The following is an 18,194-nucleotide window of genomic DNA, read 5'->3' on the forward strand; positions in this document are numbered from 1 at the left end:
GACGACTTCTTGCCCTGGAACTGCGCCAGCAAACTTCCTGGCACTTAAACTCCGCTTCCCAGCGGTGTTGGGCACATCATCAGCTAAAGTAGCGTGGCGCTCAAGACGGCGCTGCTTTGACGCTTACTTTTCGGGCAACTTCTAGACTGAATTAGACCGATACAGCCCGTTCTAGACTGAATTAGACCCCAACTGAATCCGCGGATGCCCCTATGCACCGAGGCCGTACTGCCGCAGCGCATGCGGCTATCTCCGTGCTGGCTTTTTGTCCTAAAAGCTGCTATAGTCGCGGGCTTACCTCTTCCCACACCTGTCTTGACGCCAGGGTGGGCATATTCACAGTCCTTAAGGGAGTTTGCATGCGTCACTATGAAATAGTATTTATCGTCCATCCGGACCAAAGCGAGCAGGTGCCTGCCATGATCGAACGTTACAAAGCATCCGTAACGAGCCGTGGCGGTAACGTACACCGTGTGGAAGATTGGGGCCGCCGTCAAATGGCTTACTCGATCCAGAAACTGGCGAAAGCGCACTACATCTGCATGAACATCGAATGCGACAACGAGACCCTGGTCGAGCTGGAAACCGCCTTCAAATTCAATGATGCCGTGCTGCGTCACCTGACCGTCAAGATGAAGAAAGCGGAAACCGCTCCTTCGCCTATGATGAAGTCGGTACAACGTGAAGATGCAGCGAAATCGCATCGCGCCGAAGCTCCTGCAGCTGCTGCTGCCCCTGCAGCCTAAGAGCTGAAGGAGGCGAACTGAATCAGCTCCAGTTCATTGCCCTGATCGCCGAACGGGAAGCCTTGCGCTACACCCCGGCCGGTATGCCGATCGTGAACGCTGTTCTGCAGCACCGGTCGCAGCAAGTCGAGGCGGGAATTGCCCGGGTGAGCGAGTTTGAAATAGCCGCAGTTGCTGCAGGCGAAATTTCCAACAGCTTTCATCAGGCGCCACTGGGAGGTCTGTATCAGTTCCGCGGTTTTCTGAACAAGAAGAACCGCAATAGCAAAAGCCTGGTGTTTCACATCATTGATTTTAGTGCTGTCCAAGACAGCTCAATTTAGATACAGGAGCCTAAAATGGCATTCGGTAAAAAGTTCGACAAAAACAAGCTCAAGCTGAAAGAAAAGCGCAAGCAACAAAACCCACTGTTCAAACGTAAGAAGTTCTGCCGCTTCACCGCTGCTGGCGTTGAACAAGTTGACTACAAAGACGTCGACACCCTGAAAGATTTCATCCAGGAAAACGGCAAAATCATGCCAGCACGTCTGACCGGCACCAAAGCGCTGTACCAGCGTCAAGTGGACACCGCGATCAAACGCGCTCGCTATCTGGCCCTGCTGCCTTACACCGATCTGCACAACGCTTAATTGCGGCGGCTAGATAAGATTCTGGAGAAGAACTATGCAAATCATTCTGTTGGAAAAAGTTGTCAACCTGGGCAACCTGGGTGAAGTCGTTAAAGTTAAAGATGGTTACGCACGTAACTTCCTGATCCCGCAAAAAATGGCACGCCGCGCTACCGCTGCTGCTGTGGCGGAATTCGAAGTAAAACGCGCTGAACTGGAAAAAGCTGCTGCCGCTAAACTGGCTGCTGCGCAAGCCCAGGGCGAAAAACTGAACGGCATGACCGTGACCGTATCGCAGAAAGCCGGCGTTGACGGCCGTCTGTTCGGTTCCGTAACCAACTTCGACATCGCTGAAGCGCTGACCAAAGCAGGTTTCCCTGTTGAGAAAGCTGCTGTGCGTATGCCTACCGGCCCTCTGAAGGCTGTGGGCGAGCACCCAGTGAGCGTGTCGCTGCACACCGACGTACTGGTGGAAGTGACCGTTGCTGTCGTAGGCGAAGCTGCCTAAAAAACTGGAACAGACGGCAACGTCTGTCTAGTTTTGCAACATCTTTGTAAAAAAGCCGGGTTCGCCCGGCTTTTTTCTTGTCATGATTCTGTAGCACTGCACAAGCAGGTATAATTCGCGCCATGAACGCCCCCTCCGATCCGCAAGTCGATTCGCTCCGCGTCCCGCCGCATTCCATCGAAGCAGAACAGTCCGTCATCGGCGGCCTGCTGCGCGATAATGCAGCGTTCGACCGCATTGCGGATATGATGCATCCGGAAGACTTCTATCGCTACGACCACCGCATCATCTTCGAACAGATCGTCAAGATGATCAATGCGTCCAAGCCGGCCGACGTGATCACCGTGTTCGAGAACCTGACCCAGCTGGGCAAGGCCGACGACGTGGGCGGTCTGGCTTACCTGAATGCGATGGCGCAGAATACCCCGTCGGCCGCGAATATCCGCCGCTATGCGGAAATCGTGCGCGACCGCAGCATCCTGCGCCAGCTGATTACCGTGGCCGACGAAATCTCCGGTCAGGCGTTCAGCCCGCAGGGCAAGGAAGTCAAGCAGATGCTGGACGAGGCGGAATCGAAAATCTTCGCCATTGCCGAGCAGGGCGCCCGCGGCGCCGCCGGCTGGACTGCCGTGCAGCCCCTGCTGACCCAGGTGGTGGAGCGGATCGACGAATTGTACTCGCGCGAAAACCAGTCGGAAATTACCGGCGTGCCCACCGGCTTCATCGACCTCGACCGCATGACCTCGGGTCTGCAGCCGGGCGATCTGGTGATCGTGGCCGGCCGTCCGTCCATGGGTAAAACGGCGTTCTCCGTCAACATCGGCGAAAACGTGGCGATCGAAGCGGGCCTGCCCGTGGCCGTGTTCTCGATGGAGATGGGCGGCGCCCAGCTGGCCATGCGTATGCTCGGTTCGGTGGGCCAGCTCGACCAGCACCGCCTGCGCACGGGCCGTCTGCTCGACGAAGACTGGCCGCGCCTGACCCACGCCATCCAGAAGATGAACGACGCCCAGCTGTTCATCGATGAAACCCCGGCGCTGAATCCGATCGAAATGCGCGCCCGCGCGCGCCGTCTGTCGCGCCAGTGCGGCAAGCTCGGTCTGATCATCGTCGACTACCTGCAGCTGATGCAGGGCTCCACCCCGGGCGACAACCGTGCCTCGGAAATTTCGGAAATTTCCCGTAGCCTGAAAGGGCTGGCCAAGGAGCTGCAGTGTCCCGTGATCGCACTGTCGCAGCTGAACCGCTCGCTGGAACAACGTCCCAATAAACGTCCCGTCATGTCCGACCTGCGCGAATCCGGCGCTATCGAGCAGGACGCGGACGTCATCATCTTCCTGTATCGCGACGAGGTCTACAACCCCGACTCGCCCGATAAGGGAACGGCCGAGATCATTATCGGTAAACAGCGTAACGGCCCGATCGGCGCAGTACGTCTGACCTGGATCGGCCAGTACACCAAGTTTGGTAATTACGTCGGTAACCTGGCCCTGTATCAGGGTGATTAATCTTTACGTAGCCCCTTATCCCCGGGGCGACGATCTGCAGTACTTAATAAACGGAGAATACAAATGTTTGGACGTTTGATGCCCACCGAGGGCAAATTTTTTGACCTGTTTAACCAGCACGCCGACCTGTGCGTCAAAGGTGCAAAAGAGATGCTGGGCCTGATGTCCAATTTCGATGATCTGGAAAATCGCGTGCACGCGATCGAGAGCATCGAGAAGCAGGCCGACAAAATCACTTACGCAACGGTAGATCTGCTGCACAAGACCTTCATCACGCCGATCGACCGCGACGATATCCACAAACTGGTCACCAAGATGGACGACATTCTGGACCTGCTGGAAGATGCGGCCCAGACCGTGTCGCTGTACGACCTGCACTCGGTGACGCCGGAAGCCAAGCGCCTGGCCGAACTGGTGCTGGCCTGCTCGGAAAAAGTACGCGATGCCGTGGCTCTGCTGCACAACATGGATAACTCGAAGCAGATCGTCGCCATCTGCGAAGAAATCGACCGTCTGGAATCGGACGCCGACCACGTGATGCGCGCCGCCATGTCGAAACTGTTCCGCGACGAACCGGACGTGCGCAACTTGATCAAGATGAAAGCCATCTACGAAATTCTGGAAACCGTGACCGACCGTTGCGAAGATGTGGCCAACATCATCGAAGGCATCATCGTCGAAAACGCATAATGCACAACGCATAACTACTACAAAAGAATAGTCCTCTATGCATACCCTACAAATCAGCATCTATGTGCTGGGCCTGCTGATTGCCCTGGCACTGGTGTTCGACTTCATGAACGGCTTCCATGATGCCGCCAATGCGATTGCCACCGTGGTATCGACCGGCGTGCTGAAACCGCAGGCCGCAGTGGCCATGGCGGCGATGTTCAACTTTACCGCGATCTTCGTGGTCGGCCTGCACGTGGCCGGCACGGTGGGCAAGGGCACCATCGATCCCGGCGTGGTCGACCAGTACGTCATCTTCGGCGCGCTGGTGGGCGCCATCGCGTGGAATCTGTTCACCTGGTATTACGGCATTCCTTCCTCGTCCTCGCACGCCCTGATCGGCGGCCTGGTGGGCGCGGCAGTGGCCAAGTCCGGTACCAGCGCGCTGGTGGGCGACGGCCTGATGAAGACCGTGAAATGGATCGTGCTGTCGCCGCTGATGGGTTTCGTGTTCGGTTCGCTGATCATGCTGCTGGTGTCGTGGATCTTTGTGCGTTCCACGCCGCGCCGGGTGGATAGCTGGTTCCGCCGCCTGCAGCTGGTCTCGGCCGCTTCCTACAGTCTGGGCCACGGCGGCAACGATGCGCAGAAGACCATCGGTATCATCTGGATGCTGCTGATCGCCGTCGGCCAGGTGCCCAGCACGGCCACCGAACCGCCGCTGTGGGTAGTGGTGGCCTGCTACACGGCGATTTCGATCGGCACCCTGTTCGGCGGCTGGCGTATCGTCAAGACCATGGGCCAGAAAATCACCAAGCTCAAACCGGTGGGCGGCTTCTGTGCCGAAACGGGCGGCGCCATCACCCTGCTGATCGCCAGCCACTTCGGCGTGCCGGTGTCGACTACCCACACCATTACCGGCGCTATCGTCGGCGTGGGTTCGTCGCAGAAGATGTCGGCAGTGCGCTGGGGCGTGGCCGGTAACATCGTCTGGGCCTGGGTGTTCACCATTCCCGCTTCCGCCTTCGTGGCAGCGCTGGCATGGTGGGTAGGCCATCACATCATGTAATCGACGGCCACCTGCCGCGCCGGCGGGTGGCCAGCTCTGGCAGCGGGCGCAGGCCCGCTGCGGTCGTGTCAGCTTTGTGCTATTGCTCTATCATAGAGCGCTGGCCGCCATTCCCTCCCGTCCCGATGTTCATCCCTCGAAGCAAACTCTATACGCGCCGCAGGCAGGTGCTGCAGTCGTGCCGCCATGCGCTGCTGCTGGGCGGCTTGCTGCGTACGCTGAGCTACCGGCTAGGCCTGCACGGCCGGCTCGGAGTGAGCACGCACCATGTTATGCTGCCGCCGCGCCAGCGGCTGGCCCGTCCGCTGAAAATTGCCTTCGCTTCCGATCTGCATGCAGGGCCGTCTACCCATCCGGCCATCTTCGCGCAGCTGTTTGCCCGCATCCGTCAGGAGCAGCCCGATCTGCTCTTGCTGGGGGGGGATTATGTGGCCGGCGCGGCCCGCCATGCCGCTGCGCTGTGCGCCGGGCTGGCAGCCTGCCAGCCGCCGCTGGGCAAGTTCGCCGTGTTCGGCAACCACGATCTGGCCACCGATGATGGCCTGATCGGCACCCTGTTTGCCCAGGCTGGCGTGCAGATGCTGGTCAACCGCGCGGTGGGGCTGGCGGCGCCGTTCCAGCAGGTGTCGGTGTGCGGCATGGATGATCCGTGGACGGGCGAACCGAATCCGCGCCTGACGTTTGCGCGTGCCGGTGCGGTGCGGATTTTTCTGGTGCATGCGCCGGACGGGCTGCTCAAGCTGTCGGGCCAGCGCTACGATATTGCCTTTGCCGGCCACACCCACGGCGGCCAGATCGCGCGCCGCAATGGCCGGCCGCTGGTCTGGCCCAAGGGGCCGCTGTCGCGCCAGCTGTATCACGGCCGCTACGCCGTGGCCGGCAATGGCGATCTGATCGTCACGCGCGGGGTGGGCTGCAGCACCATCCCGGTACGCCTGAATGCCGATCCGGAACTGGTGATCTGTACCCTGCAATAAGCGGCCGGTGCCGCGCCAGCCACTACTACGCGTCAGTTCAGTTCTACCGTCATGCCTTCGTAGGCCAGCAGCACTTTGAGCTCGCCCAGCTGGCCCGCGTAGCGCTCCATCACTGCGGCAAACACGGCTTCCAGTTCGTCGTCGCTGCGGGTGGGTTCGTGGTGGGTGCAGTACAGCGCCTTGACGCCGCAGCGCAGCGCCATGGCCAGCGCCGTATCGAAAGTGCCGTGGCCCCAGCCCTGTTTGGCCGGATATTCTTCGCGCGTGTAGGAGCAGTCGGCAATCAGGGCGTCGACGCCCTGCACCGTGGCGTCGATGGCGGCGTTGCGCTCCTCCATCCAGCGCGCATAGGCCGCATGTTCGCTATGTCCGGCCGGGTAGATGTTGTACAGCGGTTCGTGGTCGCCCGTGAAGAACAGCGACTTGCCGCCCGATTCGATGCGGTAGCCCAAGTCCGTGGCCGGATGGTTCATCACCACATTGCGCACCACTGCGTCGCCCAGCACATACGGCTGTTCCACCTCCAGCGTCTGGTATTCGATGGTGGCATCCATCTGGGTTTCGCTGACAGGGAAGTAGCTGTTCTGCAGTTGCACCCCCATCACATGCTCGATGCCGTTGCCCGTATCGGGATCGGTCGCGCCGTGCAGGCGCACGCGGCTATCCTTGACGAACAGCGGAGTAAAGAAGGGCAGGCCGTGAATATGGTCCCAGTGGCTATGGGTGATGAAAATATTGGCGTGGATAGGGCCGTTTTTATTCTGCAGCAGCGACTGGGCCAGAGGGAAGATGCCGGTACCGCCATCGAGGATGAGCAGCGTGTTGTCGGCGCTGCGCACTTCGATACAGGTGGTGTTGCCGCCGTAGCGCGCCGTGCGCGGCCCTGGCGAGGGGATGGAACCACGCACCCCCCAGAATGTAAATTTCATGTGTTCTTCCCTGATTTTTTTGCCGTTGCTGCGGGCGATGATAGCTTTTTTTTTCGATAACAGGGAAAAAGTGACAATATCTGGCACAAATATATGAGGCCAATCATTTCTTCCTATACAACAGCTTGCACCGGAGATACACTCCTGATATGCACCGCGCCGGACCGCAGCGCGCACCTCTCCTACCCGCCGTTACACGAGTCACCATGCAAGAGTTGAATCAGACACAGATTGCCCAGCGCCTGGAACAGCTGATAGAGCTCAGCGTCGAACTGGGCAAGCGCCATGACACCCATGCCTTGCTGGAGCGTATCTTGCTGGTGGCGCGCGGCATGAGCAATGCCGATGGCGGTACGCTGTACCGCCCCAGCGAAGATGGCCGTACGCTGGAATTTGCCATTCTCTACAACAAGACGCTGAACATCCATCAGGGCGGCGTGGGCGGGATGCCGGTGACGGCGCCCGGCGTGCCGCTGTACGACGCCAACGGAGAAAAGAATCTGGCGGCGGTGGCCGCGTATGCGGCCCATTTCGGCCTGTCGGTCAACATCGAGGATGTCTACAAGGCCGATGTGTTCAACTTCTCCGGCATGGTCAAGTTCGACCAGATGAATGGCTACCATTCGCAGTCCTTCCTGACGGTGCCGATGAGCGACCATGAAGGCGAACTGGTCGGCGTGCTCCAGCTGATCAATTCCATCGATAGCGAAACGGGGCAGATCCGCGCCTTCACCGAAACCGATCAGCGTTTCATCGAAGCGCTGGCGGCCCAGGCGGCCGTGGCCCTGACCAACCAGCGCCTGATCGCCCAGCTGGAAAATCTGCTGGAAGCGCTGGTCAATCTGATCAATATCGGCATCGACGATAAGTCGCCCTACACGGGGCGGCATTGCCAGTTCGTGCCGGAACTGACCATGATGCTGGCCGAGGCCGTGCACAACACGGCCAGCGGGCCGATGGCCGAGTTCCGCATGAGCGACGCCGACCGCAAGGAGCTCTGGCTGGCCGGTCTGCTGCACGATTGCGGCAAGATCACCACGCCCGTGCACGTGGTGGACAAGGCCAGCAAGCTGGAAACCATCTACGACCGGATTGCCACCGTCGATACCCGCTTCGAAGTGCTGCTGCGCGACGCCGAGATCGCGGCGCTGAAACGCAAGCTGGCCGGCGACGGCGATGCTGCCGCCATCGATGCCGAACTGGCGGCGCAGCAGGCGGCGCTGCGCGCCGAGCGCGATTTCATCCGCTTTGCCAACGTGGGCGGCGAAGCCATGGCCACGGCCGATCAGGAACGGGTGCGCAGCATCGCCCAGCGGCGCTGGACGGGCCCGGACGGACAGGCGCAGAACTTCCTCAGCGAGAACGAGGTGCAGAACCTGACCATCAAGTACGGCACCCTGACCGAAGACGAGCGCAAGCAGATCAACAATCACATCTCGATGACCATCAAGATGCTGGAAGCGCTGCCCTGGCCCAAGCATCTGAAGAACGTGCCTGAATATGCAGGCGGCCACCACGAACGCATGGACGGCAAAGGCTATCCGCGCGGCCTGACGCGCGAGCAGATGTCGGTGCAGGCGCGGCTGATGGCGATCGCCGATATCTTCGAAGCGCTGACGGCAGCCGACCGCCCCTACAAGAAGGGCAAGATGCTGTCGGAAGCGCTGCACATCCTCGGCAACTTCTCGCTCAATGGCCATATCGATCCCGACCTGTTCGATATCTTCATCCGCAGCAAAATCTATCTGCAGTTTGCCCACAAAAATATGGATCAACGGCAGATCGACAGCATCGATGAAAGCCGTATTCCCGGCTACACCCCCTGAGTCCGGGCCTGACCATGCGCCTGCCTGATCGCTGGAGTAAGACGCTGTCGAAATACGGCCTGCGCTGGCTGCTCAGCGCGCTGGTCACGGCCATCGGCGTGGCCTATACGCTCAACTACTGGCAGAGCGACGCCGTGGTGCGGCTCGATAATCTGCTGGCCGGCGAGCGCATGAAGCTGGAACAGCCGGTGCTCGATCCGCGCATCGTCATCGTCGATATCGATGGCAAGGCGCTGACCGAGTTCGGCCGCTTCCCGTGGAGCCGCAACGTGCAGGCCCAGCTGATCCGCCAGCTGACCGGCCACTATCAGGTCAAAGCCGTGGGCTACGATATCTCCTTCCCCGAGCCCGACACCAGTTCCGGCTATGGCGTGCTGGAAAAACTCTCGGCGCGCGAATTGCGCGATGTGCCCCAGCTGAAAGACAAGCTGCAATCGCTCAAGACGGCGCTCGACTACGACGGCCTGTTTGCCAGCGCCCTCCGGGGCCAGCCGGTGATCCTCGGCTTTAATCTCTCGCCCGATCAGGTCAAGGGCGCGCTGCCGGCACCCCTGTTCAGCGAGGCGGACCTGAACGGACGCGAACTGCTGGCCTATAACGCGGCCGGCTACGAAGCCAATGTGCCGGTGCTGCAGCAGGCGGCCGCCGGTGCCGGCAGTTTTTCCGTGGTCACCGATCTGGATGGCGTGGTGCGCAATGCCTACCTGATCCAGCAGGTGGGCGAGCACTACTATCCTTCGCTGGCGGTGGCCACCAGCATGCTGTATCTCGATGCGCTGGCCGTCAAACCGCTGCTGACAGAATCCGTCGACCAGCTATCGCAGAGCCAGCTTGATAGCGGCGGCTACGATGCCCTGACCATATTGCTGCCGGGGCGCAAGCAGCGCCTGATCCCCGTGGGCGAGGCGATGAGTACGGTGGTGCAGTTCCGTGGCCGTGGCGGCCCCGCCGGCGGCGCATTCCGCTATGTATCGGCGGCCGATGTGCTGACCGGGCGGGCGCCGCAGCAACTGCTGAAAGGGACGCTGGTGCTGATCGGGACCACGGCGCCGGGACTGGTCGACTTGCGCGCCACGCCCGTCAATCCCGAATATCCGGGGGTGGAAATCCACGCCAACATCATCAAGTCGATACTCGACCAGCGCTTCAAGTCGCGCCACTACATGGCGTTCGTGCTGGAGGCCGGCGAAATTCTGCTGCTGGGGCTGGGCCTGGGGCTGGCGCTGGCCACGCTGTCGCCGCTGCGTTCCATCCTGCTGGGCGTAAGCGTGATGGCTGCCAGCGTGGGCCTGAACCTGTATCTGTACCGCGAGCTGGACCTGATGTTCAATTCGGCCATGCTGATCATCGTGCTGTTGGCCGTGTTTGTGCTGAATGTGGCGTGGGGCTATTTCTTCGAGGTGCGCAAAGGCCAGGCGCTGGTGTCGCGCTTTGGCGAATACGTGGCGCCCGAGCTGGTGGCGGAAATGGCGGAAGACCCGGAAAAATACAATATGGACGGCGAAAGCCGCGAGCTGACCGTGATGTTCGTCGACGTGCGCGGCTTCACCACCATTTCCGAAGGCCTGACGCCCAAGCAGCTGCGCGAATACATCAATCTCTATCTGACGGCGATGTCGGAAGATATCCGCGACAGCCACCGCGGCACGCTGGACAAATACATCGGCGACGCGGTGATGGCGTTCTGGGGCGCGCCGGTGGCGTTTGCCGATCACGCCAGCCGCGGCGTGGCCACGGCGCTGCTGATGCAGGCCAGCGCCAGGCGGCTCAATACCGACTTCCTGGCCCGTGGCTGGCCCGAGCTGAAGATAGGCATAGGCCTCAATTCGGGCCTGATGCACGTGGGCGACATGGGCTCCAGCATACGCCGCGCCTACACGGTGATGGGCGATGCGGTGAATCTGGCGTCGCGGCTGGAAGGCATTACCAAGGTGTACGGGGTGGGCATCGCAGTAGGGGCGGCGACCCGCGCTGCTGCGCCCGAGTTTGCCTACCGCGAGCTCGATCTGGTGCGCGTCAAAGGCAAGAACGAGCCGGTGGCGATCTTCGAGCCGCTGGGACTGGCCGAGCAGATCAGCCATGCCGAACGGCGCGAACTGCAGGACTGGCAGGCAGCCTTGCAGCTGCTGCGCCAGCAGCAGTGGCCGGCGGCGCAGGCGGCGATTGCCGCCTTGCAGCAGCTGGCGCCCGAGCGTTATCTGTACCAGCTTTACCAGCAGCGCATCGCCTATTATTGCGAGCATCCGCCCGGCGCCGGCTGGGATGGCGTGACGACGTTCGACACCAAGTAGGCATTCGTGCGGAATAGCTGCATTTACTGTCATTTGGGAAACTAAATTGGCAAATTTCTATTCGAAGCGCTGACACTCTGACATATAATTTGTTTCCAGTGGAATAATGCTTTTTGGCATATATTCGCTGGAACAGTTCACTGCGCTAAGGAAGTTGCCATGAAATCTACCCACCGTCGTCCGTCTGCCGGACGGGCGCCCGCGCCATTGCGCCGCAAAGTCCTGGCCGTACTGGTAGCTGCCTGCTATTCCACGGCGCAGGCCGGACCGCTGGCGCCTAACGTGGTAGCAGGGCAGGCCAGCTTCAGCCAGCAGGGCAAGACCTACACCATTACTAACCTCCCCAATACCATCATCAACTGGCAGGGCTTTTCGCTGGCCACCGACGAAATTGCCAAATTTGTCCAGCAGAGCGCCGATAGCCGCGTGCTCAACCGTATTACCGGACAGGACCCCAGCGTCATCCTCGGCGCTATCCAGTCCAATGGCAAGGTGTTCCTGATTAATCCCAACGGCGTGCTGTTCGGCGCCGGCGCGCAGGTGGATGTGAACGGGCTGGTGGCTTCCAGTCTGGCTTTATCGAATAGCGATTTCCTCGCCGGTAAGAACAACTTCAGCGGCAGTCCTGACGCGGGCAAGGTCAGCAATGCGGGCACTATCCGCACGCCGGCCGGCGGGCAGGTCTTCCTGATTGCGCCATCAGTAGAAAACCGCGGCATCATTTCGACGGAAAATGGCGAGGTGGTGCTGGCAGCGGGCCATAGTGTGCAGCTGTTCGAAGCGGCCGATCCGAATCTGCAGGTGGTGGTGTCGGCCGCCAGCGATCAGGCGCTGAACCTGGGCCAGATCGTGGCGCAGGGCGGGCGTATCGGCGTGTATGGCGCACTGGTCAACCAGCGTGGCCGCATCAGCGCCGATAGTGCCGTGCGCGGCGCCAATGGCAAGATCATGCTCAAGTCCAGCGGCACCACCTTGCTCGAAGCGGGCAGCAGCACCAGTGCCACCGGCAGCAATCTGAATATAGGCGGCGACATCATGCTGCTGGGGCCGCAGGTGGGGCTGACCGGCGATGCCGTGGTCGATGCCAGCGGCGCTGCCGGCGGCGGTACGGTGCTGCTGGGCGGCGACTATCAGGGCCGTAATCCGGCTATTGCCAATGCCAAACAAAGCTATGTAGGCAAGGATAGCGTGATCCGTGCCGATGCGATCAGCGCCGGCGATGGCGGCAAGGTGATCGTGTGGGGCGATGACGCTACCCGTATGTATGGCAGTATTTCGGCGCGCGGCGGCGCGCGCAGCGGCAATGGCGGGCTGATCGAAACTTCCGGCCATGTGCTCGATATGCGCGGCCAGGCCGATACCCGTGCGGCGCAGGGCAAGACCGGCACGCTGCTGCTAGACCCGGCCAATATCTATATCGCCGACGAACTGGCTACGGCCATCAATCTGGGCGGCATGTCGGAGGATCCGGCCAACTACAGCATCCTGAGCGGTGACACGCCGTTCTCGGCCACCGGGCCGAAAGGGGCTTCGCTGCTGACGACCGGCACGCTGGCCGCGGCGCTGCAAGGCAGCAATGTCAGCATCGTCAGCGTCGCCAGCAACGACACCATGGCGCCTGGCGCTGGCAACATCAAACTACTCAGTTCGCTGAGCTGGGATAGTAACAAGACCCTGCGGCTTGATGCGACCGGTAATATCGAACTGCGGGCCGCCGTCAGTGCCAGTCAGGGCGGACTGGATCTGCATGCTGGCGGCGCCATCAGCCAGTCCACCAGTCCGATCGATGCGCTGCAGCTGAAAAACCTGTCGGCCATTGCGGCGGACTCGCTGAATCTGATCAATGAATACAATCAGGTGACCAATGCGGTCAGCCTGCAGTCGACCAGCAGCGCGGTCAGCCTGTCCGGCCACAATCTGCTGCTGGGCACGGTGAGCGCGCAGGACACGCTGACAGTGGCGGGCAGCGGCACGCTGACGGTGAATAACGGCGCCACGCTGACCTCGGGCGCCAGCATGACCCTGTCGTCTCTGGCGTCTGATGGCAATCTGGTGATCGGCTCGAGCAGCCATCTCAATGCCGGCAGCGCCATTACGCTCAGCGTGCCGGACACGGGCAACCACCGGATTACCAATAATGGCAGCGTGCATGCCAGCGGCAGCCTGCTGGTGAGTGCAGGCAAGATGACGCTGGCCAGCGGCTCGCTCTATGGTTCCGGCGGCACCACGCTCAGCACGGGCAACCCGATCAACCTCGGCGTCAGCGGCAACGCAGCCGATACGCTGGAGCTGGTGGATAACGACTTTTACGGCGTGTCGAATACGCGCGTCTATCTGACTAGCACCCAAGCCGCCGCGGCCGATAGCATACTGGTCAGCGGCGCCCTCAGCCTGGGCCGCAGCGTGACCATGACCACCAACGGCAGCATACGCTTCGCTGCGCCGGTCCAGCTGGGCGACTACAGCGGCCTGACCCTGTATGCCGGCGATGGCCAGACGGTGACGGCCAGTAGCGCGCTCGATATCAGCGGTACTTTCTCGCTCCAGCGCGGCAACTGGAATCAGGTCAGCGCTACGCTGCCGGCTTTCAGCGCAGGCAATTTCGTCATCGGCGCCAATAGTACTTTCCTGCGCGCCAAGGGCGGCAACGGCAGTTCGGCCACGCCGTATCTGATCAGCGATATCTACGGCTTGCAAGGCGCCGCCGGTCTGGCGATGAGCAACTCCTACACGCTGACCAATAACATCGACGCCGCCGGCACGGAAGACTGGAACAGCCACGCCGGCTTTGTCCCTATCGGCAGCGAAGGCAATAAGTACACCGGTGTGTTCGATGGCGGCGGCTTTGCCATCAGCGATCTGACCATCCATCGTCCGTCGCAGCAGAACGTCGGCCTGTTCGCCTATCTGGGCAATGGCACAGTACGCAATCTGACGCTGGCCAGCGGCGAGGTAAGCGGCGCCGGCGTGGTGGGCGCGCTGGCCGCTGCCACCGATAGCAGCAGCCAGATCAGCAATGTCAGCAGCGCCATCGATGTGGCCGGCGACTGGGATACGGGCGGTCTGGTGGGCCAGAATCGCGGCAGCATCAGTCACGCCGGTTTCAGCGGCACGGTGACTGCGGGCGACGCCGGACAGCAATCGAATATTGGCGGCCTGGTCGGTTATAACGGGGGCAGTATCAGCTACTCGCAGTCCAGTGGCAGCGTGCATAGCACCTCCGTGACGGGCAATGTTGGCGGGCTGGTAGGCAGCAATCATGGCCAGGGCAGCACCTCGGCAGAGATCAGCAATTCCTATGCGACCGGCGAGGTGTATGGCGCCGGCCAGAATGTCGGCGGACTGGTGGGCGATAATCTGGGGGGGATCATCCGTACCTCCTATGCCAGCGGCAGCGTCAGTGGCGGGCGCAATATCGGCGCGCTGGCCGGGCACATGGACGCTGATGGCAGCCTGTATCCGCTGATCGAAAATTCCTATGCCACGGGCAATCTGAGTTCGAATGACGCCAGTGCCATCGAGCATGAGAATATGGGCGGCGCCGTGGGACTGATGGCGGCCGGCACCTTGCAGCAAGTATTTTATAGCGGCAGCTTGGATGGCTCGGCTATGCAAGGCAATGTGCACCCGCTGGTAGGCAGCGCCGCTGGCGGCAGCAGCGCGCATCTGTATTACAACAGCGAAACGGTGAACGCCAGCGGCGGCCCCGGCACGGGTCTGACGGCGGCGCAGATGATGCACGCAGAGAATTTCAGCGGTTTCGATTTTGCCAGCACGCCGGTCTGGCGTATCTACGAGGGCTACACCCAGCCGCTGATCAAGAGTCTGCTGACACCGTTGACCGTCACACTGAGCGGCGGCAGCAACGTCAGCAAGACCTTTGATGGCCAGAGCTCGGTGCTGAGCGGCGTCACCACCAGTGCCATACCGAATGGCGTGAGCGGTACGCTGGGCTGGGCTGGCGCACGCAATGTCGGCACCTACAATGTGGGCGGACTGTATTCGACCCGGTATGACATCAGCTACGCCGGCAGCAGCCCGCAGCTGGTGATCACGCCGCGCCAGATCACCGCCACTGCCACGGCAAACAAGGTGTATGACGGTCTGGCCACGCTCTCGCGCGCGCAGTACGGCTTCACCATCCACGGCGCGATCAGCAACTACGGCGATCTGGAGGTGGAAGCCGACGCCACGTTCGCCAACAAGAATGTCGGCGCGGGCAAGGCGCTGACAATTTCCAGCGCCACGCTGTCCGGCAGCGAGGCCGGCAACTACACGCTGGTGGGCAGCGTAACTGGTACGGGCACGATCACGGCGCGGCCTATCTACCTGAATAACCTGTCGCTGCAATCGACGCGCCCATACAACGGCAGCGATATTGCGCAAATCACGGGCGGCACCAGCATAGGCTCCGCGCTCAATGGCGACGACGTCCACCTCGCCACGGTGGGCACGGCCAGTGCCTATTTCAGTAACAAGAACGTGGGCAACAATAAGCCGGTGACGGTGATCCTGAGCGGCTACCAGCTGGGCGGTAACGACGCCGGCAACTACATGGTCAGCGTGGCCAACGAACTGACGGCCAGCATTACGCCGGCAGCGCTGACGCTCAGTGGCGTGACGGCGCTAGACCGCGTGTATAACCGCAACCTCGATCCGGGCAACGGCTACGCCACCGGCACGCTGGCCACGCTCAATACCAGCCAGAGCGTGCTGACCGGTATCTACGGCAGCGATCAGGTTTCGCTGGCCGGCGCGACGGCATCGTTCAGCGACCGTAACGTCGGCACGAACAAGAGCGTGACCGTGCATGGCGCCACGCTGAGCGGCGCCGATAGCGGCAACTATATGGTGAGCACCCTGCCGACCGGCCTGACGGCCTCGATCACGCCCGTCAGCCTGAACCTGACGCTGGCCAGCCGCCAGTACAACAATAGCACGCTGGCTAATCTCGAAGGTGCCGCACTGAGCGGCGTGCTGACCTGGGGCGAGGGCGGTTCCGATAACGTGACGCTAGTGCCCGGTTCGGCCGTCGCCACCTATGCCGACAAGAATGTGGGCGTCGCCAAGGCCGTTACGATCAGCGGCGGCGCGCTGACACTGGGCGGCAGCGATGGCGGCAACTACGTGCTCAACCCGGCTATCGTCGGCACCATCACGGCCCGTCCCGCCTCGACCTGGATAGGCAGCGGCGGCGGCTTGTGGAGCAGCGCTGCCAACTGGCAGGATGGGATTGCCCCCGATGGCAGCAATGTGCTGGCCGCCGTGCTGGGCAGCGGCGCCGGTACGGTGACCTATGACGCCAGCGCTGGCAATACCAGCGTCAACACCCTCAGTGGCGGCAGTGGCACCTCGCTGACCTTGACGGGCGGCAACCTGACGCTGGCCAGCGGCAGTTCCAGCCTGTCTGGCGGTGCGCTGACGCTGAACGGCGGCAATCTGGCGGCGAACGGCAATCTCAGTGTGGGCGTGCTCAATCTCAGCAGCGGCGTGCTGAGCGGAACTAATAGCGGCGCGGTGCTGACGCTGGGCCAGATCAATCACACGGGCGGCAGCATCAATACCAGCGGCATGCTGACGCTGGAAGGCAGCGGTAATATCGCCATGGGCACGGTGCGAGCCCAGCACGGCATCGTGCTGGCGACCAGCGGCGGCGCCGTCAGCCAGACGGGGCCGTGGACTAGCGACAGCCTGACGGTCTCGGCCCATAGCGGCGTGGTGCTGAGTAATCCGGACAATCATGTGAACGCTTTCAGCGCCACCAGCGGCAGCGGCGATATTACCCTGTATAACAACGTCAGCAGCGGCGCGCTGATGCTGGGCACGCTGTCCACGGAAGGCAATATCCTGATCGATAACCACGGCGGCATCGTGCTCAATGGCCCCGTCCATGCCCTGCACGCGCAGGCCAGTCACGGCCACGTATCGATCACGGCGCACAGTCCCGTCACCGTCAACGATGTGGTGGAGGGAACGGAGCTGGCGTTCTCGGCCAGCACCTCGATCAACTTGGGTTCGGCGGCGGCCCTGAATGCCGTCAACCAGATCCAGCTCACGGCCGGTACCGACATCGTGCTGGGCGGCGCCCTGAGCGTGACGTCGGGCTCGATTACGGCCACGGCCACCAATGGCAGTATCTCCGTCGGCAGCGCTACCTCGATCTCGACCAATGGCGGCAGTCTGAGCCTGAGCGCACCCCAAGGCTCGGTTAGTTCGAGCAATATTACGCTGGGCAGTAATACGGTGGCGACCATCGATTCCGGCAGTGCGGCGGCCGCTGCCGCTGCCGCGGCTCAGGCTGCGGCCGCCGCCGATGCGGCCGCTAAAGCCGCCGCCGATGCGGCCGCCAAAGCTGCCGCCGATGCGGCCGCCAAAGCTGCTGCCGATGCCGCCGCCAAAGCTGCCGCCGATGCTGCCGCCAAAGCTGCTGCCGATGCCGCCGCCCAGGCTGCCGCCGATGCGGCCACCAAAGCTGCTGCCGATGCGGCCGCCAAGGCTGCCGCTGATGCCGCGGCTAAAGCGGCGGCTGATGCAGCGGCCAAGGCTGCGGCTGATGCGGCGGCCAAGGCTGCGGCTGATGCAGCGGCCAAAGCGGCGGCCGATGCTGCGGCTCAGGCGGCGGCTGCTGCTGCCGCCAAGGCTGCTGCCGACGCGGCTGCCAAAGCTGCGGCGGACGCCGCCGCCGATGCTGCGGCTAAAGCGGCCGCGAATGCCGCTGCCGGCAGCGGCCAGCCATCCGAACCGATTACCCAGATTATCAATACCACGGTGAATCTGGTGAATGTTGCGCCTTTAGTCCAGACTGACCAGTACCGCGAACCGCCTCATGCAGTTGCCCCCGCCAGCGTCCCTGCGGCCAGCGGCAGCGGCAGCGGCAGTGGCAGTGGCACAGGCGCGGGCGGCAGCACGGCCCAGGCCAGCAGTGGCGGCCCTAGCAGCGGCAGTGCCCCGCCCGACGACAAGAAAACGGAAGAAAAAACCACCGATAAGGCTGCGGACGTGAGCAAACCGGCGACGGAAAAACCGCTCGCCAAGACTTATTGCAATTGAGCGCCCCAAGACC

General features: G+C 62.0%; 12 protein-coding genes. 11 read left to right on the top strand and 1 reads right to left on the bottom strand.

Going from position 1 to position 18,194, the window contains the following annotated elements; translation table 11 throughout:
• The first annotated feature begins 359 nt into the window (after positions 1-359).
• The 8 genes from rpsF (at position 360) to GTP27_RS20860 (ending at position 6,085) form a co-directional block, all read left to right on the top strand.
• Positions 360-746 carry a 30S ribosomal protein S6 gene (gene rpsF / locus GTP27_RS20825; protein WP_155433394.1) on the top strand — a complete coding sequence of 129 codons (387 nt, stop codon included), beginning with the start codon at positions 360-362 and terminating at the stop codon, positions 744-746.
• A gap of 17 nt (positions 747-763) precedes the next feature.
• Positions 764-1,069, top strand: a complete 306-nt coding sequence (gene priB, locus GTP27_RS20830) for a primosomal replication protein N (protein ID WP_161041067.1) — start codon at positions 764-766, stop codon at positions 1,067-1,069.
• A 15-nt stretch (positions 1,070-1,084) separates the two neighbouring features.
• Positions 1,085-1,375: a 30S ribosomal protein S18 gene (gene rpsR / locus GTP27_RS20835; RefSeq protein WP_155433396.1), complete on the top strand. Its 291-nt coding sequence runs from the start codon at positions 1,085-1,087 to the stop codon at positions 1,373-1,375.
• A gap of 34 nt (positions 1,376-1,409) precedes the next feature.
• Positions 1,410-1,862, top strand: a complete 453-nt coding sequence (gene rplI / locus GTP27_RS20840) for a 50S ribosomal protein L9 (protein ID WP_155433397.1) — start codon at positions 1,410-1,412, stop codon at positions 1,860-1,862.
• 122 nt (positions 1,863-1,984) lie between these two features.
• Positions 1,985-3,370, top strand: coding sequence for a replicative DNA helicase (locus tag GTP27_RS20845; RefSeq protein WP_161041028.1), 1,386 nt, complete (start codon positions 1,985-1,987; stop codon positions 3,368-3,370).
• Positions 3,371-3,433: 63 nt separating this feature from the next.
• Positions 3,434-4,060: a DUF47 domain-containing protein gene (locus GTP27_RS20850; protein ID WP_155433399.1), complete on the top strand. Its 627-nt coding sequence runs from the start codon at positions 3,434-3,436 to the stop codon at positions 4,058-4,060.
• A 37-nt stretch (positions 4,061-4,097) separates the two neighbouring features.
• Positions 4,098-5,108, top strand: a complete 1,011-nt coding sequence (locus tag GTP27_RS20855; protein WP_161041029.1) for an inorganic phosphate transporter — start codon at positions 4,098-4,100, stop codon at positions 5,106-5,108.
• A gap of 167 nt (positions 5,109-5,275) precedes the next feature.
• Entirely contained in the window at positions 5,276-6,085 is an 810-nt protein-coding gene (locus GTP27_RS20860) for a metallophosphoesterase (RefSeq protein ID WP_371865970.1), read from the top strand.
• 32 nt (positions 6,086-6,117) lie between these two features.
• Here the strand turns inward: GTP27_RS20860 and GTP27_RS20865 are convergent, their stop codons facing one another.
• Entirely contained in the window at positions 6,118-7,014 is an 897-nt protein-coding gene (locus tag GTP27_RS20865) for an MBL fold metallo-hydrolase (protein WP_161041031.1), read from the bottom strand.
• Positions 7,015-7,220: 206 nt separating this feature from the next.
• Between GTP27_RS20865 and GTP27_RS20870 the strand changes: the two genes are divergently transcribed.
• The 3 genes from GTP27_RS20870 to GTP27_RS20880 all read left to right on the top strand — a co-directional run bounded on the left by GTP27_RS20870 (position 7,221) and on the right by GTP27_RS20880 (position 18,181).
• Positions 7,221-8,840 (top strand): HD-GYP domain-containing protein, encoded by a 1,620-nt coding sequence (locus GTP27_RS20870; protein WP_161041032.1) that lies wholly within the window; start codon positions 7,221-7,223, stop codon positions 8,838-8,840.
• Positions 8,841-8,854: 14 nt separating this feature from the next.
• On the top strand, positions 8,855-11,131 hold the full coding sequence (locus GTP27_RS20875) for a CHASE2 domain-containing protein (protein ID WP_161041033.1): 2,277 nt from the start codon (positions 8,855-8,857) through the stop codon (positions 11,129-11,131).
• Between the two features lie 159 nt (positions 11,132-11,290).
• A complete protein-coding gene (locus tag GTP27_RS20880; RefSeq protein ID WP_161041034.1) occupies positions 11,291-18,181 on the top strand; it encodes a YDG domain-containing protein in 6,891 nt (2,296 codons plus the stop codon).
• Positions 18,182-18,194: the final 13 nt, after the last annotated feature.

It is taken from the genome of Duganella qianjiadongensis, assembly GCF_009857915.1.
GTDB classification, from domain to species: domain Bacteria; phylum Pseudomonadota; class Gammaproteobacteria; order Burkholderiales; family Burkholderiaceae_D; genus Rugamonas; species Rugamonas qianjiadongensis.